At 62.0% G+C, this 24,881-nt stretch carries 19 protein-coding genes; 11 read left to right on the forward strand and 8 right to left on the reverse strand.

What is annotated here, in order from left to right; all coding sequences use genetic code 11:
- Window positions 1-34: 34 nt before the first annotated feature.
- From EG19_RS07495 to EG19_RS07505, 3 genes are all read right to left on the reverse strand, one after another.
- Window positions 35-1,681: a DUF11 domain-containing protein gene (locus tag EG19_RS07495; RefSeq protein ID WP_038049274.1), complete on the reverse strand. Its 1,647-nt coding sequence runs from the start codon at window positions 1,679-1,681 to the stop codon at window positions 35-37.
- Between the two features lie 8 nt (window positions 1,682-1,689).
- On the reverse strand, window positions 1,690-3,966 hold the full coding sequence (locus EG19_RS07500; RefSeq protein WP_038049277.1) for a proprotein convertase P-domain-containing protein: 2,277 nt from the start codon (window positions 3,964-3,966) through the stop codon (window positions 1,690-1,692).
- Window positions 3,967-4,069: 103 nt separating this feature from the next.
- A complete protein-coding gene (locus EG19_RS07505) occupies window positions 4,070-5,911 on the reverse strand; it encodes an acyl-CoA dehydrogenase (protein WP_161685484.1) in 1,842 nt (613 codons plus the stop codon).
- Between the two features lie 195 nt (window positions 5,912-6,106).
- Here EG19_RS07505 and EG19_RS07510 point away from each other — a divergent pair, with 195 nt between their 5' ends.
- Window positions 6,107-7,054 (forward strand): UDP-glucuronic acid decarboxylase family protein, encoded by a 948-nt coding sequence (locus tag EG19_RS07510; RefSeq protein WP_038049279.1) that lies wholly within the window; start codon window positions 6,107-6,109, stop codon window positions 7,052-7,054.
- Window positions 7,055-7,108: 54 nt separating this feature from the next.
- On the opposite strand, the gene EG19_RS12655 is transcribed toward EG19_RS07510, so the two are convergent.
- From EG19_RS12655 to EG19_RS07535, 5 genes are read right to left on the reverse strand one after another with little or no spacing between them, the layout of a single operon-like run.
- Window positions 7,109-7,597 (reverse strand): DUF2062 domain-containing protein, encoded by a 489-nt coding sequence (locus EG19_RS12655; RefSeq protein WP_053335063.1) that lies wholly within the window; start codon window positions 7,595-7,597, stop codon window positions 7,109-7,111.
- Complete coding sequence (lon, locus tag EG19_RS07520; RefSeq protein ID WP_038049281.1) at window positions 7,594-10,017, reverse strand: endopeptidase La; 2,424 nt, start codon at window positions 10,015-10,017, stop codon at window positions 7,594-7,596. The genes EG19_RS12655 and lon overlap by 4 nt, the downstream gene beginning before the upstream one ends.
- Complete coding sequence (locus EG19_RS12660) at window positions 10,014-10,442, reverse strand: Hsp20/alpha crystallin family protein (protein WP_053335064.1); 429 nt, start codon at window positions 10,440-10,442, stop codon at window positions 10,014-10,016. The genes lon and EG19_RS12660 overlap by 4 nt, the downstream gene beginning before the upstream one ends.
- Window positions 10,439-10,900 (reverse strand): transcriptional regulator NrdR, encoded by a 462-nt coding sequence (gene nrdR, locus EG19_RS07530; RefSeq protein ID WP_038049284.1) that lies wholly within the window; start codon window positions 10,898-10,900, stop codon window positions 10,439-10,441. Before nrdR ends, EG19_RS12660 begins: the two co-directional genes overlap by 4 nt.
- 8 nt (window positions 10,901-10,908) lie before the next feature.
- Window positions 10,909-11,895 carry a lysylphosphatidylglycerol synthase transmembrane domain-containing protein gene (locus tag EG19_RS07535; protein WP_038049287.1) on the reverse strand — a complete coding sequence of 329 codons (987 nt, stop codon included), beginning with the start codon at window positions 11,893-11,895 and terminating at the stop codon, window positions 10,909-10,911.
- Window positions 11,896-12,026: 131 nt separating this feature from the next.
- On the opposite strand from EG19_RS07535, the gene EG19_RS07540 reads away from it, so the two are divergent.
- From EG19_RS07540 to EG19_RS07590, 10 genes are all read left to right on the forward strand, one after another.
- Window positions 12,027-12,902, forward strand: a complete 876-nt coding sequence (locus EG19_RS07540; RefSeq protein WP_053335065.1) for a histone deacetylase family protein — start codon at window positions 12,027-12,029, stop codon at window positions 12,900-12,902.
- 52 nt (window positions 12,903-12,954) lie between these two features.
- Window positions 12,955-13,782: an RHS repeat-associated core domain-containing protein gene (locus EG19_RS07545; protein WP_038049290.1), complete on the forward strand. Its 828-nt coding sequence runs from the start codon at window positions 12,955-12,957 to the stop codon at window positions 13,780-13,782.
- A 1,447-nt stretch (window positions 13,783-15,229) separates the two neighbouring features.
- Window positions 15,230-15,862: a hypothetical protein gene (locus EG19_RS07555; protein ID WP_038049293.1), complete on the forward strand. Its 633-nt coding sequence runs from the start codon at window positions 15,230-15,232 to the stop codon at window positions 15,860-15,862.
- 51 nt (window positions 15,863-15,913) lie between these two features.
- Window positions 15,914-16,624, forward strand: coding sequence for a hypothetical protein (locus EG19_RS13685; RefSeq protein ID WP_161685490.1), 711 nt, complete (start codon window positions 15,914-15,916; stop codon window positions 16,622-16,624).
- Between the two features lie 43 nt (window positions 16,625-16,667).
- A complete protein-coding gene (locus tag EG19_RS14285) occupies window positions 16,668-17,105 on the forward strand; it encodes an arginase family protein (RefSeq protein WP_268746952.1) in 438 nt (145 codons plus the stop codon).
- Between the two features lie 187 nt (window positions 17,106-17,292).
- Window positions 17,293-19,068, forward strand: a complete 1,776-nt coding sequence (locus EG19_RS07570; RefSeq protein WP_038049299.1) for a hypothetical protein — start codon at window positions 17,293-17,295, stop codon at window positions 19,066-19,068.
- Window positions 19,069-19,155: 87 nt separating this feature from the next.
- On the forward strand, window positions 19,156-20,196 hold the full coding sequence (locus EG19_RS07575; RefSeq protein WP_038049301.1) for a zinc-binding dehydrogenase: 1,041 nt from the start codon (window positions 19,156-19,158) through the stop codon (window positions 20,194-20,196).
- Window positions 20,193-21,482, forward strand: a complete 1,290-nt coding sequence (gene pcnB / locus EG19_RS07580; RefSeq protein WP_053335066.1) for a polynucleotide adenylyltransferase PcnB — start codon at window positions 20,193-20,195, stop codon at window positions 21,480-21,482. The genes EG19_RS07575 and pcnB overlap by 4 nt, the downstream gene beginning before the upstream one ends.
- Window positions 21,479-23,485, forward strand: coding sequence for an NAD-dependent DNA ligase LigA (gene ligA / locus EG19_RS07585; protein WP_038049303.1), 2,007 nt, complete (start codon window positions 21,479-21,481; stop codon window positions 23,483-23,485). The genes pcnB and ligA overlap by 4 nt, the downstream gene beginning before the upstream one ends.
- The gene (locus EG19_RS07590; protein ID WP_152543979.1) at window positions 23,482-24,864 is read left to right on the forward strand and encodes a sigma-54-dependent transcriptional regulator; all 1,383 of its coding nucleotides are present in this window, start codon (window positions 23,482-23,484) and stop codon (window positions 24,862-24,864) included. The genes ligA and EG19_RS07590 overlap by 4 nt, the downstream gene beginning before the upstream one ends.
- The last annotated feature ends 17 nt before the right edge of the window (window positions 24,865-24,881 follow it).

A 24,881-nucleotide genomic window follows, 5' to 3' on the forward strand; every position in this document is an offset into this window, starting at 1 on the left:
GCAGCTTCTTTCATCACTATCGCCCGCTCAGCCGCTACCGTTGGCCCGCTGGAGCCCGGCGTGCCGGGCCGCCCACATGCTGCACGCCGGCCTGGGGGTTGTTGTCGCCGGGGGTGTTTTCCGAAAGCGGCAAAATCACACCAAAGATACCGCGCTCGCGAATAAACGTGGCCTGCACCAGGGTGAGCCATGGCGTTGCTAGGGCAGAGCCTCCGGTCCGGTAGGTCCTATCAACGCTCCCCAACCTATGAAACAGCAATTTCACGGTAGCGTGAGGGCAAGGCACGTTGAAGCGCACCAAACCCAGGGGGAAGTCGTAGTCCCGGTCGGGGACGGAAAGCGCCGTCTCTAAAAGGGTGGCTACCGATTGCAGTTGCCCGCAACCTTGCATAATTTCCACGGTTAAATACCCCTTGCCGGAAGCCAGTGGCAGCGTGGCCACGTGGGGTTGTTGGCTGTCCGGAATGCCATCGCCGTTGCCGTCCCCTGGGGCAAAGGGAGGCCTGCCGTCTCCACCGGGGTAACTGTTCTCGACCTCCCGGGCCACTCCATCGCCGTCATCTGCCACCGGCACCTCCACCTGCACCGCGTTGTTGGCAGCATTGGGGTCGGCAGCGGTGGAGCTGGCGCTGAAGGTGACGGTGCCGCCGGCGTTGTTGACCAAAGAAACGGTGCAGGTAACCCCTTGGCGCTCGGAAAGCCACCCCACCTCCCAGGTCCCATCGGAAAAGGTGCCGCCGCAGCTATCGCCGGCATAGCTCACACCGGAAGGCAACGTCAAGGTAACCGCGGTGCTTTCCGCCGGGGATGGACCGAAGTTCCCCAAATGCAGCGGCACATCAAAGGGGCCGCTTTCCGGAGGTGGGGAAGGCATACTCTGGCTGAGCTCCAAATCCGACATCGGACCTCCGGGGGGAAAGCGCGGGGAGAAAAAGCAAACGCCAAGCCCAGGGGCAAGGCCACCGGCGGCGTTGAAGTGGTAGCCCAGACCAACCTGGGCGTGGTGGTCCTGAAGGCCCACCGTGGCGGAACCGCCCCCGCTGGCGTCCACGCTTTGGTACTGGAGGGCCATTTGCCCGCTTTGGTGGTAAAGCACCAGCTCAAAGGAAAAACTCTCGCTGGCTCCAACCCGCCGCATGCCCTCCCAGCTCACCACCGTGCAGGGTTCTACCCCCAGACTTTCGGAAACCCGCGGGCAGGTGGGGAAGAAGCCTGTGACGACTTGGCCGGCAGGGCCTACCTCCAGGTCGTCGTGGTAGACGAAAACCCTTGCGGGTGTGGCAAACCGCGGGGAACCAGAAGCGAACTGAAAGGAAGGGACGGATCCTACCGGATCGTTGCTGAAGTCCCGCCCGTCCTCCTGCTCCAGCGCGCCGGCAAAACCCACATACCCGTTGGGTGAAACCACCACCGACGAGTAGGAGCGACCGTAAAACTCAAAGGGAGCAGAAAGGGGAACCACGGCACCGCCGTCGTCGAAAGCCTGGGGATCCCCGGGGGAAGCGTAAGGAGCGGCGAAAACCAGAGGCGAGCCGGAAACCACCACCCATTGGTAGCTGCAGTAAGAGGTGGTGGTGTCCTCCACCCGGTAGCCAAAGCTGTCCCGTTGCCCGTTGGGGGATCGCGCCCCCAGGGGAACTGCAATAGCCAGCAAGGCCAGCGAGAGGGCAAGCCTTTTCATAGCGCCTCCTAGTTCAGTTGAAACGCCAAACACCAACGCTGGAGGGTGCCGTTTTCCTTTTTGGCTTGGTCAGACACCCTCAAAGTCCAGTTTCCGCTGGCGTTTTGGCCGTCAAAGCTGGAAAGGGGGTTGTTGGGCACCAGGTAGCCGGAAAGGGCGGGAAGGTTCAGGCACTGAGTCTCGGCCGGCTGCGTAGCTTCATCGTCCAACACCGCGTCCACGTTGTCACCGTTGCACCCAGCCCCGGGGAGGCCCGGCCGGTCCACCAAGAGCACCGTGGTGCCGGCGGGGGAGGTGAGCTGCACCTGCAAATCCGAAACCCTGGTGTGGGTGATTTGCACCCACAGGTCCAAATCGGCCACGGTGCCGGTGAGTGCCGAGGCTATGGTGTCGGTAACGCCGTTGACGTTGTTATCGGGGATGGCGGTATCAGGTTGGGCGCAGAGGATGCGCCGATAGGCCCCGCTGGTGGTTACCTCAAAGACCTCCACATTCCCATCTGGATTGCCGCCGGTGAGGTTGCTTTGGGATTGCAGGGCAATGCGGCGAATATTCGCGCCGGCGGCGATGGTGGGCAAAAGCGGATCCGTGGCCGAAAAAACCGGGTTTCCGTTCCCTAGCGATGACATATAGAAAACCCGCGTTTCAAAGCTAAAGGTTGTGAAATCCAACCGCTCACCTACGGCCCAAACGCCAGCATCGTCCAGCTTCCCGGAAATGTAGGCCACGGTATTCGGCTCGTTGGAAACCTGGGTGATGGTGGCGGGGCTTTGCCATTTGAAGAGTTCATAACTACCGTCGGCGTTGCTCCCCGCAAAGTTGCCGTTGGAGGCAAACAGAACAGCGCTCCCGCTGCTGGCAATGCTGGGAACATCCTGAGCTACCGGATCGGCGGTGTTGGTAATTTGCAGGAAGCTGTTGGTTTGCCGGTCCCGCCGGAAAACCTCCGGGTTGCCATCGGCATTGGTGCCGCTGAGGTTGCAGGTGGAAATAAAAGCCACGTACCGGGACTGCTGTCGGGCCACCGCTGGCGCGTAGTTTTGGCATCCGCTGGTGCTGGTCCCGGCAAAGGAAGCCCCGTCCCACGCCACCAGCTCCACGTTCCCATCGGGGTTGGCAAAACCGGGCAGGGAACAGGTGGTGGTGAAGGCAATGACGTCGCCAGCTGCATCTCCGGCAATGCTGGGGGCACGGTTCTCACAGGGTGGGGAGGTGTTGGTGATTTGGGTGGTGGCCAGGGTTTGCCGGTCCACCCGAAAGATTTCCCAGTTGCCATCGGCGTTTTGGCCGGTGAGGTTGGCAGTGGAAGCAAAAGCAACGAAGCGGCCGTTGGCTGTGAGGGCAGGGTGGGAAAAGCTCCCCGAGGTGGCGCTGGTAAGCCTCTGGTAGCTCAAGCCATCGTGGACAAAGATCTGCTCTTGGGCGCCGGGGTTGTCGCCAGTGATGTTGCCCGACGAAACGAAAGCCATCACCGGCGGGCTGTCGGCAAGAGCAGGTTCGCGGCTATCCACAGGGGTGTACTGCAGGCTCCCACCTTTCCATTCGGTAACTGCACCGCTGGTAGAGGTGAGCTGGCTGGACGCCAGCGCACAGGTGGAAGGCACCTCCACCGCGTCCACCAAAAGCGCCGAATCGTAAAAGGCATCGCCTTGGTCCGCCACCCGAAACTGCAGGGTGTAGGTCCCGGGCAGGTCAACGGTGACGCAAACCTTGGTCCAAGCGGTGCGGCCATCGTCGACCACGGTGTTGGTGATGGGTCCACCAGAGGTGAAGGTGTACGAAACGCCATCGTAAGGACCAAAGTCAGACCATGGGGAGTTACCGGTCACGGGCTTGAGCACGCTCCCCCGCACGAGGGGAAATCCGGTACTTGCCGGGGTCGCTTCACGCCGTAGGGTAACATCAAAAAGATCGTCATATTGGGGGCCCCAGTTTTGCTCGCTGGTGAGAAACGCAAACGCAAAGGAGAGGCTCACCGGAGCCGTGGTCACGGTAAATGAGGTCGAAAGCGTTGCCAGATCGTCCTCGTTGCTCCCGCCGTACCCATCTAGAGACGTGAGCGCGCCACCCGTGCTTCCGGGACCAGTGGACAGCACCGCAAAGTACGTGCCCTCGTAGGGCGCGATGTTGGGAGTAACGCCGGTGGCGGCAATGACACCCACCCGGTTGGTGCCTCCGGTGGCCCAGCCGGTAAGGTTGCCGGCTTCAAAACCGCCGTTGGTGATAAGCTGGGCCCAGCTGGAAGCCGAACAAGCCAAAGTGAGGAAGAAAAGCACACGCTTCATGTGCACCCCCAACGCGCAATGTAAAACCCCCAGCAGCGATTTGCAAAAATCACGCCCGCTTGCGCGGGCGTGGCAGTAAAACGTGTGAACAAAACTGTCACTGCTATAAGACGGCCTCCATGGGGCCCATTTCGCCGGCGCGGATGGCCACCGCCCGAGCCGTGACGTTGGGCAGCACCCGGTAGGCAAAGTGAATGGCGGCCTGCACCTTGTTGTGGTAGAAAGCCGCGTCGGCGTTGTCGGCCAAGAACTGCTTGTAGGCCACCTCGTCTTTGGGGTCCACCCCCGCCTCCTTGCACAGGGCCCAGAGCTTTTCCCGGGCAATGCTGGCTTGGTCGAGGAGGAAGTGCCCACCCAGCACGTCGCCGATCATGTCCAAAAACGGCACCGAGTTCAAAAGCACAACCATGACCGCATCGGGGCGCTTGGTAAGGCCCTTGGAGATGTCCTCAATTTGCTTGAGGGCGGCGCCCAGCATCCAGGCCGGCTCCATGAACTGGGGGTCGTTGCGCAGCTTCTTGAAGGTGGCTTCCGCTTGCCCCAAAAGCTCGCGGATGGGCTTGCCGCCCTTGGCCGGCAGCTTGCGGGCCACCAGGTCCAGGGCCTGGATGCCGTTGGTGCCCTCGTAAATCGAGGCAATCTTGGCATCCCGCAGGTACTGCTCCGCCGGGTACTCCTGGGTGTAGCCGTAGCCGCCAAACACCTGCAAGCACCATTCGGTAACCCTGAAGCCCCAGTCGGAAGCCCAGGCCTTGCAAATGGGGGTGAGCACCTCCACGTAAGACTGATAGCGCTCCTGCTCTTCCCCTTCGGTGACCCGGGTCATGTCAATGTAGTACGAAGTTTGCATCAAAAGGGCCCGCATGGCCTGCACGTAGGCGTAGGACGTAAACAGCATGCGGCGCACGTCCGGGTGCTCAATGATTGGCACCTGGGGGGCGTCGTGGTCCTTGAGGCGGGTCCAGTGCCGGCCCTGGAGGCGGACCTTGGCGTACTGCCAGGCTTCCTGGAAGGCGGCGGCAGCCAGGGCCTCCCCTTGTAACCCCACCTCAATACGGGCGGGGTTCATCATGTGGAACATGAGCTTCATCCCTTGCAGCTCTTCCCCAAGCAAAAAGCCCTCGCACTGGTTGTTGGGGCCGAAGACCAGCGAGCAGGTGGGGGAGCCGTGGAGGCCCAGCTTGTGCTCAATGCCGGCGGTTTGCACGTCGTTGGGTTGGCCCAGGGAGCCGTCGGGGTTGACGCGGATCTTGGGCACCACAAACAACGAAAGCCCTGCAGTGCCGGCGGGAGCGCCGGGGGTACGGGCCAGGACCAAATGGATGATGTTTTCGGTGAGGTCCTGGTCGCCGGAGGTGATGAAGATCTTTTCGCCGGAAATCAGGTAGCGGCCGTTTTCTTGCTTCACCGCCCGGGTTTTGGAAGCGCCCACGTCGGAGCCGGCCTGCGGCTCGGTGAGGCACATGGTGCCGCCCCACTGGCCCGAGTACATCTTTTCCACGAAAAGCTGCCGCATCTCGCCGGTACCGAACTTTTCGATGAGGTAACCGGCGCCGCGGGTGAGGAGAGCCGTGAGCGAAAGGGAAATGTTGGCACCAAAGAAGAACTCGTTGATGGCGGTGCCCACCACTTCCGGCAGCCCCATGCCGCCAAACTCGGGGGAGTTGATGCAGGAAATCCACCCGCCTTCGCACAGCTTCTGGTAGGCGTCGCGGAAGCTGGGTGGCATCACCACCTTCCCGTCCACAAACCTGGCCCCCACACGATCGCCTTCCTTGTTGGTGGGTGCCAGCACTTCGGCGGCAAGCTTGTACGCCTCCTCCAGGACCATTTCCAGGTCCCCTTTAGCCCACTGGGAAAAGCGCTCGGTTTGCAAAAGCTTTTCCGTAGGCAGCCACTCGAAGAGCTGGAACTTCACGTCCCTCATGTCCACTTGGTACGCCACGGCCGACCTCCCTTCCGGTTCTCCCGCCTTGGCGGGCGAATGAACCGTCATTCAGTTTGCACCCATGGCGGGCGAAAGGCAAGGGGTTACCCGAAGTCGGCGCCTGGCCTGCAGGTGCTCGGAAAAAAGCACCGACAGCTGCCCATCCTTGGGTGGGCCCAAGGTTGAGGCATAATCCTAGCCCGGAGGCGTAGCATGCGGAAAGCGCGGGCGGTGGTTACCGGCGGGGCGGGCTTTTTGGGCTCGCACCTTTGTGAGCGGCTGCTTTCGGAAGGCATGGAGGTGGTTTGCATTGACAACCTCCTCACCGGCTCCTTGAGCAACGTGGAGCACCTCTTTGGCGTGGACGGCTTCACCTTCATCAAGTACGACGTGACCAACTACATTCACGTGCCGGGGCCAGTGGACTTTGTGCTGCACTTTGCCTCGCCGGCGTCCCCCATTGACTACCTGGAGCTGCCCATTCAAACGCTGAAGGTGGGCTCGCTGGGTACCCACAAGGCTCTTGGTCTGGCCAAGGCCAAAGGAGCTCGATTCCTGTTGGCCTCCACTTCCGAGGTTTACGGCGACCCGTTGGTGCACCCCCAGCCCGAGAGCTACTGGGGGAACGTCAACCCGGTGGGCCCCCGGGGGGTTTACGACGAGGCCAAGCGCTTCGCCGAAGCCATGACCATGGCCTACCACCGTTACCACCGCCTGGAGACCCGCATCGTGCGCATCTTCAACACCTACGGGCCGCGCATGCGCCGCAACGACGGGCGGGTGGTGCCGGCGTTCATTTGCCAGGCGCTGGCCGGTGAACCGTTGACGGTTTTCGGGGATGGCAGCCAAACCCGCTCCTTTTGCTACGTGGACGACCTCATCGAGGGCGTGGTGCGGGTGCTTTTTTCGGAAATCACCGAGCCCATCAATTTGGGCAACCCGCAGGAGATGACCGTGCTGGAGTTTGCACAGGTCATCAAGGAGCTCACCGGCTCCTCCTCGCCCATCGAGTTTCGCCCGCTGCCGGTGGACGACCCCAAGGTGCGGCAGCCCGACATCACCAAAGCTCGCGTTTTCCTGGGCTGGGAGCCGCGGGTACCGCTGCGGACGGGGCTTTCCCGCACCATCGAGTACTTCCGGAAAACCCGGGAAGCGCTTTAGTGGGTTTGTGCCGCAATCACAAGCAAAAACTGGGCACCTTGGCTTTCTAAAAAGCTACGGCTCGGCGGGGGAGGCAGCTGGCGGTAGTGCTCTCCTCCGGCGGGCGGCGAGAAAACGCACGGCCAGGTAAACGGCGGTCCCGCCTACCAGCGAGCAGAGGGAAGCCCCCACCGTCCAATTGAGGAGCAGGGGTGCCACCGCCGCCTCCTGCGCCCGCCAGAAGGACCCGTCCAGGAGGTCCGTGGGGTGGGGAAGGTGGGTGGTGAAGGGCATGGCTTTTCCGGTGATGAGCTTTCCCAAGGAAACCGCCACCAGCGAGTAGGGCGCCAGCGTCCAGGGGTTGATGAGCAGTGTGCCGAGCAGAACATCCACCTTGTTGAGGCGAAAGGCAAAGGCCAAAGCCAGAGCCAGCACGGTGTGCAAGCCCAAAAACGGCGAAAGACTGATGGCCACCCCGCAAGCCCAGGAGGCCGCCAGGATGTTCGGGGATTGGTGGTGACCCAGGGCGTGGGCAAGTCTTTCTTTGATTGCTTGCCAGCTCATGGGGTGCTTTCGGCTCCCGGCTGGGAAGCCTCAGTTGCCGGGGCAGCCACCGGGACCTGAGGGGCCTCGGGGCGGGGGAGCAGGGCCAGCTTGAGCACCTCCCCGGCTTCCTCCACCAGGTGGACGGTGAGCTTGCGGCGCAAGGGCGGGGGAAGCTCGGTGAGGTCCCGCTGGTTTTCCTTGGGGATGCAAACCTCGAAAATACCGGCCCGAAGAGCGGCCAGGAGCTTTTCCTTAATGCCCCCCACCGGCAGAATTTGGCCACGGAGCGTGATCTCCCCGGTCATGGCTAAATCCCGGCGCACCGGTCTTCCCGAAGCCACGGAAGCCAGGGCTGCCAGCACGGTGATGCCGGCGGAAGGGCCATCCTTGGGGATGGCTCCGGCGGGCACGTGTACGTGGAAGGAGTGGTTTTCGAAAAACTCAGGGGGAATGCCAAAGGTGGCGGCGTTGGCACGGAGGTAGGAAGCGGCCGCTTGCGCCGATTCCTTCATCACCTCCCCCAGATGGCCGGTAAGCCGCAGCTCCCCTTTGCCGGGGAGGGCCAGGGCTTCCACGTGGAGGATGTCCCCGCCCACCGGTGTCCAGGCAAGCCCGGTGGCCACCCCCACCTGATGGTCCCGGAGCTGGGTTTCGGGGAGGAACTTCACCGGCCCCAGGAACTTTTCCACCTGCCTGGGGGTCACGCGCACCCGCACGGGCTTTCCCTGCGCCAGCTTGGTGGCCACCTTCCGGCAGATGGCGCCGATTTCCCGCTCCAGGTTGCGCAACCCGGCTTCCCGGGTGTAGCGGCTAATGAGGAACTGCACGCCCTTCTTGGTGAAGACCACAGCTTCGGGGGGGAGCCCGTTTTCCTCCAGCTGTTTGGGGATGAGGTGGCGGAAGGCAATGTGCAGCTTTTCTTCCTCGGTGTAACCGGAAAGCCGCAGCACTTCCATGCGGTCCAAAAAGGCCGGGTGGATGGTTTCGGTGACGTTGGCGGTGGCAATGAAAAGGACCCGGGAAAGGTCGAAGGCCACGTCCAGGTAGTGATCGCGGAAGGAGGAGTTTTGTTCGGGGTCCAAAACCTCCAAGAGGGCAGCGGAGGGATCACCCCGAAAGTCGGCGCCGATCTTGTCAATTTCATCCAGCATGAACACCGGGTTGGCGGTGCCGGCCTGGTTGATGCCTTGAATGATGCGGCCGGGCAGCGCCCCCACGTAGGTCCTGCGGTGGCCGCGGATTTCCGCTTCGTCGTGCACCCCGCCCAGGGAAATGCGCACGAACTTGCGCCCCAAAGCCCGGGCGATGGAGCGGCCCAGGGAGGTTTTCCCCACCCCCGGTGGGCCCACAAAGCAAAGGATCGGGCCTTTCCCTTCCGGCTTGAGCTTGCGCACCGCCAGGAACTCAATGATCCGCTGCTTGATCTTTTCCAGGTCGTAGTGGTCCTGGTCCAGCACCTCTCGGGCGTTTTCCAAATCCAGGTTGTCTTCCGAGTAAATCCCCCAGGGCAGGCCCAAAAGCCAGTCCAGGTAGGTGCGAATAACCGAAGCCTCCGCCGACTCCGGGGAGGTGATGCGCAGGCGCCGCAGCTGCTTTTCCGCCTCCTGCCGGGCCTCGTCGGAGAGCTTTTTTTGCGACATCATTTCCTGGTAGCGGGCAATTTCCGCTTCCACATCGTCGGTTTCGCCCAGCTGCTTCTGGATTTGCTTGAGCTGCTGGCGGAGCATGTACTCCCGCTGGGTTTTGTCCATTTCCCCCTGCACTTGCGAGGCGATCTGCCGTTGCACTTCCAAAAGTGCGATCTCGTGCTCCAGAAACTCGTTGACGATGCGCAAGCGGGCCTTCAGGTCCATGGCCTCCAGGACCTTTTGCGCATCGGCGGGCTTCAAGTTGAGGTTGGAGGCCACCAAGTCCGCCAGGCGGGCGCCATCCTCCAGCTGCGCGGCAATGAGCATGACCTCCGGGGAAATTTGCTTGCCCAGCTCCGCCACCTTTTCCAGGTTGGCGCGAATGGTGCGGATGAAGGCTTCCACTTCCAGGTCGTTGTGATCGGTGGGTGGCTCGTCCAGCCTGGTGATGCGCACCCGGAAGAAGGGGTCTTCCTCCACGAAGTACTCCACCTGGGCCCGGGTGACCCCCTGCACCAGGATGCGCATGGAGCCGTCGGGGAGCTTCACCATGCGGGTAATGGCCACCACCGTTCCCACCCGGTAGAGGTCGTCGGGGGAGGGGTTTTCCTGGGTGGGGTCCTTTTGGGTGAGCACCACGAAGAGCCGGTCGGAAGCGGCAGCCACGTCCACCGCCGCCACCGACCGGGGGCGGCCGATGGAAAGCTGAATCATGACGTAGGGGAAAAGCACCACGTCCTTCAGCGCCACCGCGGGCAGCACGTCGGGAATGGGGATGGTCTCTTCGGGTTTAGGGTTTTTCTCGCTCATGGCTCTCCTGTTTGTACCGGAATGGGGATGGGTTGGGGCGGGAGCTCCTGCTCCTTGGGCAGCCGCACCTCCAACACCCCACTTTTGAAGCTAGCTCGCCCTTTCTGGCCTTGCACCTTCTCGGGAAGCGCCACCTCCAGCAAAAACGGCCCGTAGGAGCGCTCCACCTGGAAGTAACGGCGACCGGGTGCCGGTGCCGGTTTTTCCCCGGAAATCTTCAGCTCTTTGCCTGCAACTTCAACCCTCAGCGAGCTGGGTTCTGCGCCGGGGAGGTCTACCCGCACCACGATTTCGTGATCGGTGGCAGCCACGTCCACTAGCGGGTAAAAACCCCCCGTGGGGACGGCAGCCACCTGCTCCAGAACTTCCCGCAGCTGCCGGCGGAAGTGAACCAGCTCCACGCCAAAGGAAACCCTTCGCTTCATACCTCTTCAAGCTTCCGCAGGCGTTCCAGCTCCTGATGGAACTCCTCCAGGTCTTGAAAGCGCCGGTACACCGAAGCAAAGCGCACGTACGCCACCTGGTCTCGCTTACGCAGCTCTTCCATCAGCACCTCGCCAATTTCCCGCGAGGAGATCTCCCGGTTGTTCTTGCGGTTGATGAGCGCTTCCACCTTGTCGGCCATGGCTTCCATATCGGCCATGCTCACCGGCCTCTTTTCGCAAGCTCGAATCAAGCCAGCAATGACCTTGGCACGGTTGTAAGGTTCCCGGCGGCCGTCGCGCTTGACCACCAGGGCCGGGGACTCCTCGATGCGCTCATAGGTGGTGTAGCGCTGGCCGCAGGCCAGGCATTCCCGCCGGCGGCGCACCTGGGTGCCGTCCGCCAGCTCCCGGGAGTCTACCACCCGATCCTCCCCATGGCCGCAGTAAGGACAACGCACGCTCCACCTCAGGGCTTGTCCCGGCGCAGCTCTCGCCAGGAAAAGCCCACCACCAGCATATACCCGAAACCCACTAAGGTCACGGGAACAAAGCAAATAGCGTGATGCAGGAGGGCAAAGGCCGTGGCTTGCGGCAACGGCCAAACGGCAATGGTCACCAGGGCAAACTGGGTGGCGGCGTGAAAGCCGCCCACCCCTCCAGGGGTGGGCACCGCCAAACCCACCACGCTAACCGCAAGAACCAGGGTGGCTTCCCGCAAACTCAAGGTGTTGCCAAAGGCCTGGGCGGTCACCGCCACTTGCAAAATGGCCAAACCCCAGGTCAAAAGGCTTGCAAAAACCAGGCTCAGAGCGTGCCGCAAATCGCCCCAGAAGGAAAGGCCCAGCAAGACCTCCCGGGCAAAGCTCACCAACCGCTCGCCCCAGCGCCCTGTTGCCCGGGCTGAAAGCCAGGCGACGATGGTTTCTCGGGCCTTAACGAGGATCACTAAAGCTGTTCCTAACGCTGCCACCGTGGCCAAGGTCCACAAAAGCGAGGGCAGCAGGGCCTCTTGCCCCTGCCTTCCTGTTAAAAGCGCCAAGGCAAAAAGAAAAACCACCGTGAGGAGATCCAAAAGCCTTTCCGCAACGATGGAAGCTAAGGTGGCCGCGGGAGGCAAGCCTGCCCGGGCGGAGAGCAGCAGGGGGCGCACCAGCTCGCCCAGGCGGGCGGGCAGCACCGTGGACGTGGCAAAGCCGGCAGCAGTGCAACCAGCCAGCGTGGTGTAGCGAGGCTTGCCCACGCCCCGCAGCAGCAAACCCCAACGCCAGGCCCGGGCCCCGTACGAGATCAAGGCCAGGCTCACCGCTGCCCAAAGGGGCCCGAGTCGCACCGCCGCCAAAACCTCGCCAACGTCCCGCAGCGAGACCTTGCGGAAGAAAAACCACAGGAGAAGCACGGCCACCAGCAGGCTGGCGACAACGCGAAGGGCGTTTTGGGACTTGGTCCCCGTCATGGGGCCTTAGGGTAACCGATGGTGGCGACTATCGGAAGGGAGGCGCCTTTAGCTTGCAGCGCTGGCGTGCTAGCTTAAGGGCCGTGAGCGGATTCGGGCTTTGTTTGACCCATCCTGACTGTCGAGGCCACGTGACCACCTTTGGCCATCCGGAAAGGGTGGCGCGTTTGGATGCGGCCCTGGCCGGCTCCCGCCGGGCGGGGTTCCGGGAGGAAACTCCAGAGGTCAACGAGGCGGCGGTTTTGCAAGCGGTCACCCGCATTCATGATCCCAGCCTGCCGGAACGGTTGCGAAAGGCTTGCGAGCGCGCCCCGGCCTTCTTTGACTCCGCCGACAACCCCATTTCCCCGGGCACCTACCGTGCGGCGGTGGCAGCGGTAGCTTGCGCGCTGGAGGGCCTGGAGCGCCTCCGGATGGGAGAAGCCTCCCGCGTTTTTGCAGCCATCCGCCCACCGGGGCACCACGCCACCCGTTCCCAGGCCATGGGGTTTTGCTTTTTCAACAACGTGGCGGTGGTGGCCGAGGCCGCCTGCTCGCGGGGTCTAGGGCCGGTGGCCATTGTGGACTTCGACGTCCACCACGGAAACGGGACCCAGGAGCTTTTCTACCGCCGTGACGATGTGTTTTACCTCTCGGTGCACCGCTACCCCTTTTACCCGGGAACCGGCGGAGCTGACGAAGTTGGCGTGGGCCAAGGGCGCGGCTTTACCCGCAACTTTCCCCTTGCTGCCGGAGCCGATGACGACACCTACGTGGGGGCGCTCAGCTACGGTTTGGAAGAGCTCGCGAAAACCATGACCCCTGAGCTCTGGCTGGTTTCCGCGGGCTTCGATGCCCATGAACTCGATCCCTTAGGGGGAATGGCCGTGACCACCGCTGGTTTTGCGCGGATCGGCAAGCTTTTGGCGGAGGCTGCTGCCGGAAAGCCCCTCCTGGCCGTGCTGGAAGGGGGTTACCACCTCAAAGCGCTGGAGGACAGCGTGGCGGCGTTTCTCGGAGCGCTGTAAATTGCCCCTGGGTCAGCGCGGATTGGGGAGGAGTTTCGGAGCCAGAGCCCCGGTGGGAAACTTTGACTCCCGGGATGCGCGGGACTACAACCCGAACGTGGGGCGTTTTTTGGGACCCGATGTGCGGGGTGGTGAGCCAGCCAGTCCGCAGAGCTTTAATCTCTATGCTTACGTGCGCAACAACCCGGTGAATCGCATAGACCCTACGGGGATGGTGGACGAGATGGGGACGGCGGTAACGGATGCGAGCGCTACGAGCGCTGGGGCTAAGAACCGCGCTGACAGCCCGGAAGCGCGGAAGGCCGAAGAAGCGGCAAACCTTGCCAAGCTGCAGGGGCTTGTCGGGGTCATTCCAGCTTTGCAAACACCGATCCTTTTCCCCACCCCTGCGCCTCCCAGCATGCGGGCAGCGACGCCAGAGGAACTGCGGTGGCGGCCCGAGGCAGCGAGGGAAGGTGCGGCGATATTTGTCTTCGCCGGTTTTTTTCTTGGGAGCCAAACGTTGGTATTTGCCGAGACTGGTCTCTATTTAAGCTTCTCGCCCTTTGATCTACGGATTTACCTGCAGACCGGAATTGGCGGCGGGCTTGGCGCTGGAGTTGGTATTTCGGATGGAGTTGTCGTGCCAGGTGTTCCATTTATGTCGCTGTTGCACCAACTGGGCGTGTACCCTCTTGTGGGAGGAACCGAGCTTTTACTGCTAGGGGAGCGTCCCTCGGGCGTCCTCCTTTTAGGGAAAGGCGAAGGTGTTTACATGCTGGAGAGGAAGGCGTACACTTCGTTTTCGATACGGCGGTTTCTGGGAGCATTCGCAAAATCGGTCTATACGGCGGTGAGGCATGGCTACCAGGATCAATTCCATTTTCTCCTCTATTGTTGAAGACACCAGCGCGTGGCTTCGCGCCACTGCACGAACCGAACGCGGAGAGCTGTGGCTGGCACATTTGGTCGTACCTTTTTTCGTCCTCGTTTACTTTGTCGCTACTGCCACCGCAATTTCTTTGTTTGGGCAGCCACACGTCCCGTGGTTTCCTTATTTGTGGGGTGGGATTTACCTGGTGATTGGTTTTGGCGTGCTCATGCTGCATCAGCGCCTTATCAATAACATTCGTTGTCGATCGTGCGGGGAGCCGGTTTTTCGCCCCGGTCTCTTCGCTGTGCACTGGTTTCGCTACCACTGTCCCTCCTGCGGCCATTGTTTTATTGAGGAAGTGGAGGGGGACGTGGGCGAGTCGAGCACGCCCACCCAGGACGAGAAAACTGAGATCAACGGGGGGCGCTTTCGGGAGGAGGGAAGGAGGTGGTAGAAACGGTTTGTTTGGGGGCCTGAGGAGCCCACGAATCTTGAATTTTTCCGTCAGGCGGTGAACGCCTGATGCGGAGAACCTGTTGGCGCTTCCTTCGGAGTCGGGCCGGACGCTGAGGAAGTGGAATCCTGGTACATTCTAGCGCGATGGCTCTGGGGTCTCTCAGACTCTTCAGACGTCTTGGAACGCATGGTCCCTTTTGCTGGCGGTACCGCGGATCTCTTCGCGGATCGTACGAAGGGTTTGGGAAGCACCTCCTCTGCGTGGAGAGTTCGGCTACACTTCGGATTTGGCCAACCAAATGATTGCGCTGCAAAGCAACGGGTTGGATCGGAGGCTTGCGTCCACGGCCGGAGACCGACAGATCTTGGAGTGGCAACAAAGCGCCGGGGATTTGGATCGTTTTGCCCCCGTGCAAGATTCTCAACGCCACTGCTTCACCGCGCGTCGGTGGACGAGATGGGGAGGGCGGTAGCGGATGCGAGCTCTACGAGCGGCGGGGCTAAGAACCGCCCTGACAGCCTGGAAGCGCGGAAAGCCGAAGAAGCGGCAATCTTTGCGAGGGTGCAAGAGCTTGTGCAGGTCATCTAAAACAAGCCCGGAACTCCCCGTCGGCAAGCAGGCATTACGGGAAGACCCGACCTAGCTAGCCTGAAGGGGCTACGTGAAGGTAGAGTTGCTATCGGTAGGATGAGGCTTAACATCGAACCGGCAAACAGCCAGAACACTACGGCATCTTCGGCAGTGGGTGATTTCGACAGAGAGACCGCTGCGTTCGGGGGTTCAATCAAGGCCGCAATGGAAGCGATAACAGCGGGTGGTGACCCAAATGGTCCCCTGAACTTTTTCATTCGGGTCGGTCCTCTGAGCGGCGCGAACCGGATTGCGCAACCCAGATACTTGAACGGGAGGACCCCTGTTGCGAGTTACGGTCCATTTTGAAACCTGGTTAGGCTGGGTGACGTTCCCGGTGGCGCCGACGTGTGGATCCCCATCTACAATGTAAGGTGAGGAGACCTTATGGACTGGCAACGCAGGACGTGGATGCTCTGCTTGCTGCTGGTCACTGTTCTTGGCTGGCCGTGTAGGTTGACCGGGGGAGGGCCTGATGGGACCGCTTCCGGTCTCAGTGCGCCGCCAGAGCCTCAGCGGCAAGTTGTTTCTTGGATTGTGCAGGCAATTGAGGACGAGGTTGCAGCGGCGCGCAATTATGACGAAAAGCGGATCCGCGACGCTCGCTCGTACGAGAGCTTGTTCTTTGGGGTCCAAGGGGGGCAAGAACTTTTGGTCGAGCCGTTTAAACAGCCTACGACCGTAGCGACCATCCGCGTCATCTACCGGCTTCCCGAATTTGGGTGGGTCATACGTGAGGCAACTGTGTGGCCCGACTACCGGCTCGCCATGTTTTGGCTCGGCTATTCGGTTGCCGGGCCTGGTTTAAACACCGGCTTCAACTGCACCCATGCGCTGTCGAATTGCAAGCTTCAAGATGTGGATTTCGAGTACATACGGAAAGCGTTTGGGTCCTGGTGGCTTGCGCGTTCCCGCCCTTTAGGTCCTACAACGGAGAAACTTGGCAGTGAGCTTGAGAAAGCCAAGCAGCGGAATCTTCTGCGGCTTCAATTGAGGTTGCAGTCACAGAACCAGCGTTAGGATGACGCCGCAACCACCTACGCGTTGGCGATCGGTTACCATTCCAGTGAGATGATTAACGAGTTTATTTTTGGCAACGGAGCGGGCTACCCATTTGCCAAAGATTTGAAAAGAGCGGGAAAGGTCGTGAAGATAAGCTTCTTGGCCGTTGTTCTACTCTTTTTCGCAGGTTCTCCGGCGGTTTTGGGTGGCCAGGGAGACGCCGTCGGGAAGCCGGGGGGAGCCCGGGAGGCCCGACCCCCGCTGCCGGGTCTTGAGTGCGCGGGCCGCTGGTCCCCGGACTCTCACATTGATCTCGTATTTACAGTTCGCCGGTGGGAACGGGGCGGAGAAATTGGGAGTGAGTTGGTCGTTTGGGATGCCAGAAAGCCGTTATCACCGCCGCTGGCGGCTGTGGTGATGCCCCTGCAGTTGCCGTTGGCTTGCTTTCCGATTCAAGGCTCCGGTGATCTCATGACGGTGTGGTCCACTGGCACAGCTTCCGTTGAGGTTATTGTGTTTTCGTTTAACTCGGGCTCCGTGCGGGAGGTCATGAACGCAAGTTGCGATTGGTTTCCGGAGGTGGTTTATGGCGCTGCCGGGGAGCCTTATATCGTCCTCACTTTCCTGGGATGGGCCGAAACCCCTGACGGTTGTCATGTCAAATTTCCCGAGGAGGCCATGGTTTACAGACATAATGGCCAGGGTTATGAACCCCTGGGTCGCTTCCCGTTTTTACGTCGCTTTGAGTTCCTTGAAAAATCGAGGCCGACGGGACGCTAATAGCCTTTATCTGTGTTGCCGCCACCAAAAAAAGCCAGGATGCATGACGAGACACCAGACCTGGCCCTTCCCCGCGGTTCCAAGAGCTCGGTTTCCGGGAAGGCTGGGGGAAAGCCAGCGATTGCCGGGCATCAGCAGGACCGCAGAACCGTGGGGAAGAACAACAACGATCCTGGTTTCCACCGTGGTGGGGTATTGCGCCCCGAACCTGAGGTTTTTTGGCTTCCAATGCACGGAATGGTCAGCTGGTAACGGGCTCTTGCTGGTTGGCGGGGGCTTCGATGCCCATGAACTCGATCCCTTGGGGGGACTGGCGGTGACCACCGCTAGCTTTGCGCAAATTGGCGAGCTTTTGGCAGAGGCAGCTGCCGGGAAGCCGCTCCTGGCCGTGCTGGAAGGGGGATACCACCTCAAAGCGCTGGAGGACAGCGTGGCGGCGTTTTTGTCCGCGCTTTTGGGTGGCGAAGCGCCAAAGGCGTGATGTGGATCACGGAACAAGCAAGCCCAGCAAAGGGCTGGCGGGCCTCGCAAGCTATACTGGCAGCGTTGCGAGTGGGCGGAACCCGAATGGGAGGGCGGCAAACCTTGCTTGGCTTGACTTTCCGGGGAACGGCCCCTAATGTAGAAGCAAGATGCAGAGGGAAGCGGGACCGCAAGGAGGAGCAGCCATGAAAGCATGGGGTAAGTATGCGGCTTTAGCTGTGTTCCTGCTGGGCTTTTCAGCGGTGGAAGCCTCGACGGTGCGCCGCCGGGCAGCGACCGCTGGTCCACCAACGGAAACCATCTTTGCCATTGAAACCCCGGCCCCCGGCGCCACGGTTTTTGGCATCGTGGAGGTGAAGGGCTTTGTGTTGGACCCCAGAGGGGTCTCCAACATTCGGCTGGTCATTGATGGGGTGGTGGGGAACGCGGTGGATATGAACCAGCCCCGGGAGGATTTGCGACGCAAGTACCCTGGGTTTTTCGGCGATGCCGGGCCGGCGGAACCTGGTTTTCGCGGGTCCTTTTTGGCATCTGCGTTGAGCAACGGTGAGCACACCCTGGCCATCGAGGTGACCTTTGCCGGCACCACCGCCCCCGGCGGGGAGCCGGCCAAGGCGATCTTGGGCGCGCGCACCATCGTGGTGGACAACACCCGCAACCAACCGCCTTTGGGCGGACTCGACAACCCCGGCGATCCCTTCACCGGTGGCATGCAGGTTTACCTTTCCGGCATTTACCCCATCACCGGTTGGGCCTTGGACGATCAAGGTATCCGCCAAACTACGGGTGCCGATGGGAAGGTGCGGGCGGACATCGAGGTGCTGGTGGATGGCCGGGTGGTGGGGCAAGCCATGTACCCCCTGCCGCGGCCGGATATTGCCAACGCCTACCCCGATGTGCCGGGCTCCGGTAGCTCTGGCTTCCAGCTGAACCTGGATACCACCCGCTTTGCCAACGGCATGCACCGGGTAGCGGTGCGGGCCTGGGATACCTCGGGTGAGTCGCGGGTATTGGCCGAGCGGGAGGTTTACTTCCAAAACCACGAAGGCACCAGCCGGGCTTTTGGAGCGGTGGATTGGCCTCCAGCTGGTGGCGTTTTCTATGCCATTGGCTGTGGCGCGCCGCAATATGTGACTGAGGAATACAAAGCCTACTACCACCACATGGATTGGATTTCCGGCTGGGTGCTGGACGTGAACGAAAACAACGCGTTTGAAGGGGTAGTATCTGTGGAGTTGCTCCTCAACGGGGTTTCGGTTAAAAAGACCGATGCGACGGGTAGCCGAGGTCCGCAGTCAGTCTTCATAAACTCACCCATTACGGATCCGCGCAACCGTGTGGACGCCAACATTTACGGCATTGAGCGGCCGGATCTCCTTTACCAGTTCCCCAACTTGCCTTACGACGCCCAGCGGGCCGGCTTCCTCTTCGTAATTGACACAAACTACGAGCTCTTTTACACCAACCGCTTGCACCCGGGTTTGAACTACATCAGCGTCATTGCCCACCGCAAGAACTCCACCACGCCGTTCACGCTTTTGGCTAACCGGCCGGTGTTCGTGGGCTGCGACCACAACGCCAACATCCCCACCATCGGCAACCTGGACAAGCCCGGATGGCTTGAGCCGGTGAAGGGGCTTTACACGGTGAAGGGTTGGGCGGTGGACACCAACGCCTCCACCGGCAACTACGGCATTACCAGGTTGAACTTCTACGTGGATGGCATTCTGGACGGCTCCCTGGTCATCGGCGATCCAACGTTGGCCATGGATAGCCCGGACGTGAAGGCGCTGTACCCCTGGTTGCCCGCTCCTTACGTGGAGCACGCCCGCTTTGAGTACGTGTTGGACACCAGCAAGTACACCGACGGGATCCATACCCTAGTGGTGGAAGCGGTGGATGGGCAGTCGTTTAAGAACCAATTCATCCAGCGCCAGGTGGTTTTTGACAACCTGAACTGACGTTTGCTTTGGGCTTTAACACGAGCGCCCCTTCGTGGGCGCTTTTTTGTGCCAAAATGGCGCTACAATGCACGGCGGAGGGAAAGGATGCGCGCCCTGTACTTTGAGGAGCACGGCAGCTTCGAAAACCTGAAGGTGGGGGAAAGGCCCAAACCCCAGGCCGGTTCTGGCGAGGTGGTGATTGCTTTGCGGGCTGCTGCCTTTAACCACCTGGACCTCTTTGTGCTGCACGGCTTGCCGGGGATTCCCGTTCCGCTGCCCCACATTGGTGGTGCCGATGGGGCCGGGGTGGTGGTGGAGGTGGGTCCCGGGGTGGCCAACGTCAGGGAAGGGGACGAGGTGGTCTTTAACCCCGGGATCTGGTGCGGCCAGTGCGAGTTTTGCCGCAAAGGGGAGCATTCCCTGTGCGTTTCCTACGGCATCGTGGGTGAGCACACCGACGGCACGTTTGCCGAGTACGTGAAGGTCAAAGCCGAGGCCTGCTTTCCCAAGCCGTCGCACATGAGCTGGGAGGAAGCCGCGGCTTTTCCTCTCACGTTTCTCACCGCCTGGCGCATGCTCTTCACCCGCGCTCGCCTGCAGGCGGGGGAAACGGTGCTCATCCACGGCATTGGCGGGGGCGTAGCGCAAGCCGCCACGATTTTGGCCCGCCAGGCCCAGGCGGCGGTGATCGTCACCTCCAGCGACGATGCCAAGCTGGAAAAGGCCAAAGGTTTGGGCGCGGAAATCACCATCAACTACACCCTCGAGGACGTGGCGCGTAAGGTGCGGGAGCTCACGGGAAAGCGAGGGGTGGATGTGGTGGTGGAAACCACCGGCAAGGCCACCTGGATGACCAGCTTGCGCTGTGCGGCCAAAGGTGGCCGCATCGTCACCTGCGGGGCCACCACCGGACCGGATCCAGCCGAGGAGATCCGGTTGATTTTCTGGAACCAGCTTTCCATCTTGGGCTCCACCATGGGCAACCAGAAGGAGTTTGCCGACATGCTTTCGATGGTGTGCGAGAAAAAGCTGCGGCCCCTGGTGGACAAGGTTTTCCCCTTGGCGGAAGGGATCGCGGCGTACCGTTACTTGGCCGAAGGGCGGCAGTTTGGCAAGGTCGTCCTGGGCGTTAGGGACGGAGCGTGAGCGAACTGGCAGCGCAGCAAAACCTCAAACCTACTGTGCTTTCCCGGGCGGAGCACCCCATTTCCCGCCGCTTGCTATCGCCCAACACCCTCAAGGTGCTCTACCGCCTGCACCGCGCGGGTTTCCTAGCGTACCTGGTGGGGGGTGCGGTGCGCGACTTGCTGTTGGGTCGCACGCCCAAGGACTTTGACGTGGGTACCAACGCCCGCCCCCAGCAGGTGCGCCAGCTCTTCCGCAACGCCCGCATCATTGGCCGGCGCTTCCGCATTGCCCGGGTGCAGTTTGGGGAGGAGGTCATCGAGGTATCCACCTTTCGCCGCAGCCCGGTGGTGGAGGAGCCCAACGGCGAAGAGGCCACCGATGCGTTAGCCCCGGAAGCGGCCAGCGACGACGAGTACGGCACCCCCGAAGAAGACGCCTTTCGCCGGGATTTCACGGTTAACGGGCTTTTCTACAACATTGCCGACTTTACGGTCATTGACTACGCGGGAGGCCTGGCCGATCTGGAGCGGCGGGTGATCCGCTCCATTGGGCCAGCCGGTGAGCGCTTCCTGGAAGACCCCGTGCGCATGATGCGGGCGGTGGAGTACGCGGTGCGCCTGGGTTTTTCCCTGGAGCCCGAGACCGCTTTGGCAATCCGCGAGCACTTCCGGGAAATCCGGCGGGCCTCGGCAGCGCGGCTGGCTTATGAGCTTACCGAGAGCTTGAAGAGCGGGCATGCGGCCGGCATTTTCCGGGGGCTCTGGGAGTTTGGCCTGCTTCTGGAAGTTCTGCCGTTTTTAGCGGGCTACGACGCCAAGCAGCAGGAGCTTTTGTTCCGTTTATTGGCCCTGGCCGACCGGGTGCAGACTGAAAAAAGCCTGGGCGAGGAAGCCTTGCTGGCGCTTTTGGTTTGGCCCTGGCTAGCCAAACCCCTTTCCGAAGCGGCGGAGGGGAGCTTGCCGTGGGGGCAGCTGGAGGCCGAAATCAAAAGCCGGGTGGGGGAAATGGCGCAGCTTCTTTCCTTTTCCCACTACCGCGGGCACCTCCTGCGTTACGGGTTCTTGTACTTCGCCCGCCTGCACCACGAACCGCGTTCCCCCCGCAAAGCCGCGCGCATGGTGCGCCACGAGGCCTTTCCGGTGGCCATGGACTTGCTCACCGTGCAAGCGGCTGCCGATCGTCAAGCAGCCCGGCTTTTGGCCCGGTGGCGGGACATTCGCGCGCGGGTGGAAGCCGGCCATCCCCCCTTGGCCCGGCAGGCGCCCAGTGGACGCTTTCCCCGACGGAGGAGGGCACGGCCATGAGCAATGTACGGGAGCGGATCGAGTGGTTGCGGAAGGAAATCCGCCGGCACGAGTACCTGTACTACGTGCTGGCACAACCCGAGATTTCCGACTTTGCCTTCGATCGGCTGATGGCCGAGCTGAAAGCCCTGGAGGCGGCTCACCCCGAGCTGGTCACCCCCGATTCCCCCACCCAGCGGGTGGGTGGCGCGGTTTTGGATGAGCTGCCGCAGGTGCGCCACGAAATTCCCATGCTTTCCCTGGACAACTCCTACAACGAGGGGGAGCTTGCGGAGTGGTACGGGAGGGTGGTGCGGGCTTTGGGGAGAAAGCCCGACCACCTGGTGGCGGAGCTGAAGATTGACGGGGTTTCCCTGAGCTTGATTTACGAAAACGGGGTGCTGGTGCGGGCGGTAACCCGCGGGAACGGCGAGGTGGGGGAAGAGGTCACCACCAACGCCAAGACCATCCCCACCATCCCCCTGCGTTTGCCCGAGGAGCTGCCGCTGGTGGAGGTGCGGGGGGAGGTGTACATGCCGCGGCCGGTGTTTTTGGAGCTCAACCGCAGGCGGCGGGAGGAAGGGGAGGAACCTTTCGCTAACCCCAGAAACGCCACTGCCGGCTCCATAAGGCTTTTGGATTCCCGGGAATGCGCCCGGCGCGGTTTGCGGTTTTTTGCCTATCAGATCCCCCGCATTCAGGGCAAGGAGCTGCATTACCACAGCGAGGCCCTGGAGCTTTTGGCCCAGTGGGGCTTTGCCACCAACCCCGGTTGGCGGCGCTGCCCCGATTTGCCGTGCGTGCACGCCTTTGTGGAGGAGTGGGGGCAAAAACGCAAGAGCTTAGCCTTCGACATTGACGGGGTGGTGGTGAAGGTGGACAACCTGGCGGAGCAACAGGCGCTGGGGGCCACCTCCAAGTTTCCCCGCTGGGCGGTGGCCTACAAGTACCCGCCGGAAGGGGAGCGCACCCGGGTCAAAAACATCGTGGTGCAAGTAGGGCGCACGGGCACCTTAACGCCGGTGGCGGAGCTGGAGCCGGTGCGTTTGGCGGGCACCACCGTGACCCGGGCCACCCTCCACAACGCCGACGAGGTGGCGCGTTTGGATGTGCGGGTGGGGGACACCGTGTGGGTGGAAAAGGGCGGGGACGTGATCCCCAAGGTGGTGGCGGTGGACATCTCCGCCCGTCCAGAGGGAGCCGAGCGCTTTGCTATGCCGGAGCGCTGTCCGGTGTGCGGCACGCCGGTGGTGCGGGAAGCCGGAGAGGTGGCCATCCGCTGCCCCAACACCTCCTGTCCGGCGGTGCAAAAGGCCAGGCTCCTGCACTTTTGCTCCCGGGCAGGGATGGACATCCAGGGCCTGGGGGAGCAGAGGGTGGTGCAGCTGCTGCAGGCGGGCATGCTATCGGATCCCGCCTCCCTTTGGGATTTGGATTGGGACAGGCTTGCGGCTCTTCCGAGCTGGGGCGAAAAGTCCGCAGAAAACCTCAAAAAGCAGCTGGAGGACGCAAGAACAAGGCCGCTTTGGCGGCTCCTGGTAGCCTTGGGCATCCGCCATGTGGGGGAGCGGGCGGCCAAGCTTTTGGCTTCCCGCTTTGGCTCGCTTTCGGCTTTAGCACAGGCGAGGCAGGAGGAGCTGGAAGCCATTGAGGGAATTGGCCCCACCATTGCCGAATCGGTGGTGCGGTTTTTTGCCTCGGAGGAGGGGAAGGAGTTCGTGCGCCGGCTTCAAGAGCGGGGCATAGATCCGCGGGAAACCCCCGAAAAACCCGCAGGGCCGGCCCCCCTTTCCGGGCTTTCCTTCGTTATTACCGGCACCCTTTCCCGGCCCCGGGAGCAGGTGGCGGCGCTGTTGGAGGCGGCGGGGGCACAGGTTTCCGAAAGCGTTTCCCGCAAGACCAGCTACCTCATTGTGGGCCAAAACCCCGGCTCCAAGCTCAACAAAGCCCAAAGCCTGGGGGTGCCGGTTTTGGATGAGGAACAGCTGCGACGGTTGCTTTCTGAGAAAGGGGTGGCGTGGTGAAAGGGCTTTTGCTTTTGGTGGATGACGACGACGGCTCCCGGGAGGCCATGGCCTCGGGGTTGCGCAAGTCGGGTTACGAGGTGGTGACCTTTGATGGCGGGCAACCGGCCCTTTCGTACCTGCAGGAGGGCAAGCCGGCGGACGCCTTGATCACCGACGTGCGCATGCCGGGCATGGACGGCTACACGCTCATGGCTGCAGCGCGACGGGAGCGGCCGGATTTGGCGATCCTCATGGTCACCGCGTACGGCGACATTGACGGGGCGGTGCAGGCCCTCAAGGGAGGTGCTGACGACTACCTCACCAAGCCGGTGAACCTCCTGGAGCTGCGCCGCCGGGTGGAAATGCAGCTGGAGCGCCGCATCCTGGCGCGGCAAGCGGCGGAGCTCAAAGAGCGGCTGGACCGGTACTACTCCTTTGAGTCCATCGTGGGCCGCTCTCCGGCCATGCAGCGGGTCTTTGAGCGGGTGAAGGTGGTGGCTCCTGCCCCTTCCACGGTGCTGATCCTGGGGGAATCGGGAACCGGTAAGGAGCTCATTGCCAACGCCATCCACCAGCACTCCCCCCGTGCCGCCAAGCGGTTTGTGGCCTTAAACTGTGGGGCCATCCCGGGGGACATTCTGGAAGCCGAGCTTTTCGGCCATGAAAAAGGCGCTTTTACCGGGGCCCATCAGCGGCGCATTGGCAAAATCGAGCTGGCCCACGGGGGGACGCTGTTTCTGGACGAAATTTCCGAGCTTTCCCCCGACCTTCAGGTCAAGCTGCTGCGCGTTCTGGAACAGCGGGTCATCACCCGGGTGGGCGGCAACGACGAAATCCCCGTGGATTTCCGGCTCATTGCCGCCACCAACCGCGATTTGGAAAGGGAAGTCCGGGAGGGGCGCTTCCGCCAGGACCTGTATTTCCGCCTGAAGGTGGTGACGGTGGAGCTGCCGCCGCTGCGGGAGCGCCCCGAGGACATCCCGCTTTTGGTGCAGCACTTCGTCAACCAGTTCAACGCTCAGCTGGGGCGCAACGTCAAGAGGCTGGCTCCCAGCCTGGTGGATGCCCTGCGGGCTTACCCCTGGCCGGGCAACGTGCGGGAGCTTAAAAACGTGGTGGAAAACATGGTGCTCTTTGCCCGCGGGGAGGAGCTTACGCTGGAGGACCTGCCGGCGGAAATCCGCCAGGCTCGGCCTGCGGCGTTGCAGGAAGCGGCCGCCGGTCGGTGGGTGCCACGGCGCATGGAGGACATCGAAAAGGAAGCCATCCTCAAGACGCTGGAGTTCACCCAGGGTCATCGGGCCCGGGCGGCGGAGCTTTTGGGGATTGGCCTGCGCACCCTGCAGCGCAAGCTCAAGGAGTACAACCTCAAGGTGCCGCCGGGGGGGCGAAGCTAGAATGAGCTAAGGAGGGG

This window comes from Thermoanaerobaculum aquaticum, from assembly GCF_000687145.1.
GTDB classification, from domain to species: domain Bacteria; phylum Acidobacteriota; class Thermoanaerobaculia; order Thermoanaerobaculales; family Thermoanaerobaculaceae; genus Thermoanaerobaculum; species Thermoanaerobaculum aquaticum.

Bases quoted from the DNA above. Each gene is read 5' to 3' on its own strand.
- EG19_RS07495 (WP_038049274.1), bottom strand. From the start codon at position 1,681: ATGAAAAGGCTTGCCCTCTCGCTGGCCTTGCTGGCTATTGCAGTTCCC.
- EG19_RS07500 (WP_038049277.1), bottom strand. From the start codon at position 3,966: ATGAAGCGTGTGCTTTTCTTCCTCACTTTGGCTTGTTCGGCTTCCAGC.
- EG19_RS07510 (WP_038049279.1), top strand. From the start codon at position 6,107: ATGCGGAAAGCGCGGGCGGTGGTTACCGGCGGGGCGGGCTTTTTGGGC.
- EG19_RS12655 (WP_053335063.1), bottom strand. From the start codon at position 7,597: ATGAGCTGGCAAGCAATCAAAGAAAGACTTGCCCACGCCCTGGGTCAC.
- lon (WP_038049281.1), bottom strand. From the start codon at position 10,017: ATGAGCGAGAAAAACCCTAAACCCGAAGAGACCATCCCCATTCCCGAC.
- EG19_RS12660 (WP_053335064.1), bottom strand. From the start codon at position 10,442: ATGAAGCGAAGGGTTTCCTTTGGCGTGGAGCTGGTTCACTTCCGCCGG.
- EG19_RS07535 (WP_038049287.1), bottom strand. From the start codon at position 11,895: ATGACGGGGACCAAGTCCCAAAACGCCCTTCGCGTTGTCGCCAGCCTG.
- EG19_RS07555 (WP_038049293.1), top strand. From the start codon at position 15,230: ATGGACTGGCAACGCAGGACGTGGATGCTCTGCTTGCTGCTGGTCACT.
- EG19_RS13685 (WP_161685490.1), top strand. From the start codon at position 15,914: ATGATTAACGAGTTTATTTTTGGCAACGGAGCGGGCTACCCATTTGCC.
- EG19_RS14285 (WP_268746952.1), top strand. From the start codon at position 16,668: ATGACGAGACACCAGACCTGGCCCTTCCCCGCGGTTCCAAGAGCTCGG.
- EG19_RS07570 (WP_038049299.1), top strand. From the start codon at position 17,293: ATGAAAGCATGGGGTAAGTATGCGGCTTTAGCTGTGTTCCTGCTGGGC.
- EG19_RS07575 (WP_038049301.1), top strand. From the start codon at position 19,156: ATGCGCGCCCTGTACTTTGAGGAGCACGGCAGCTTCGAAAACCTGAAG.
- ligA (WP_038049303.1), top strand. From the start codon at position 21,479: ATGAGCAATGTACGGGAGCGGATCGAGTGGTTGCGGAAGGAAATCCGC.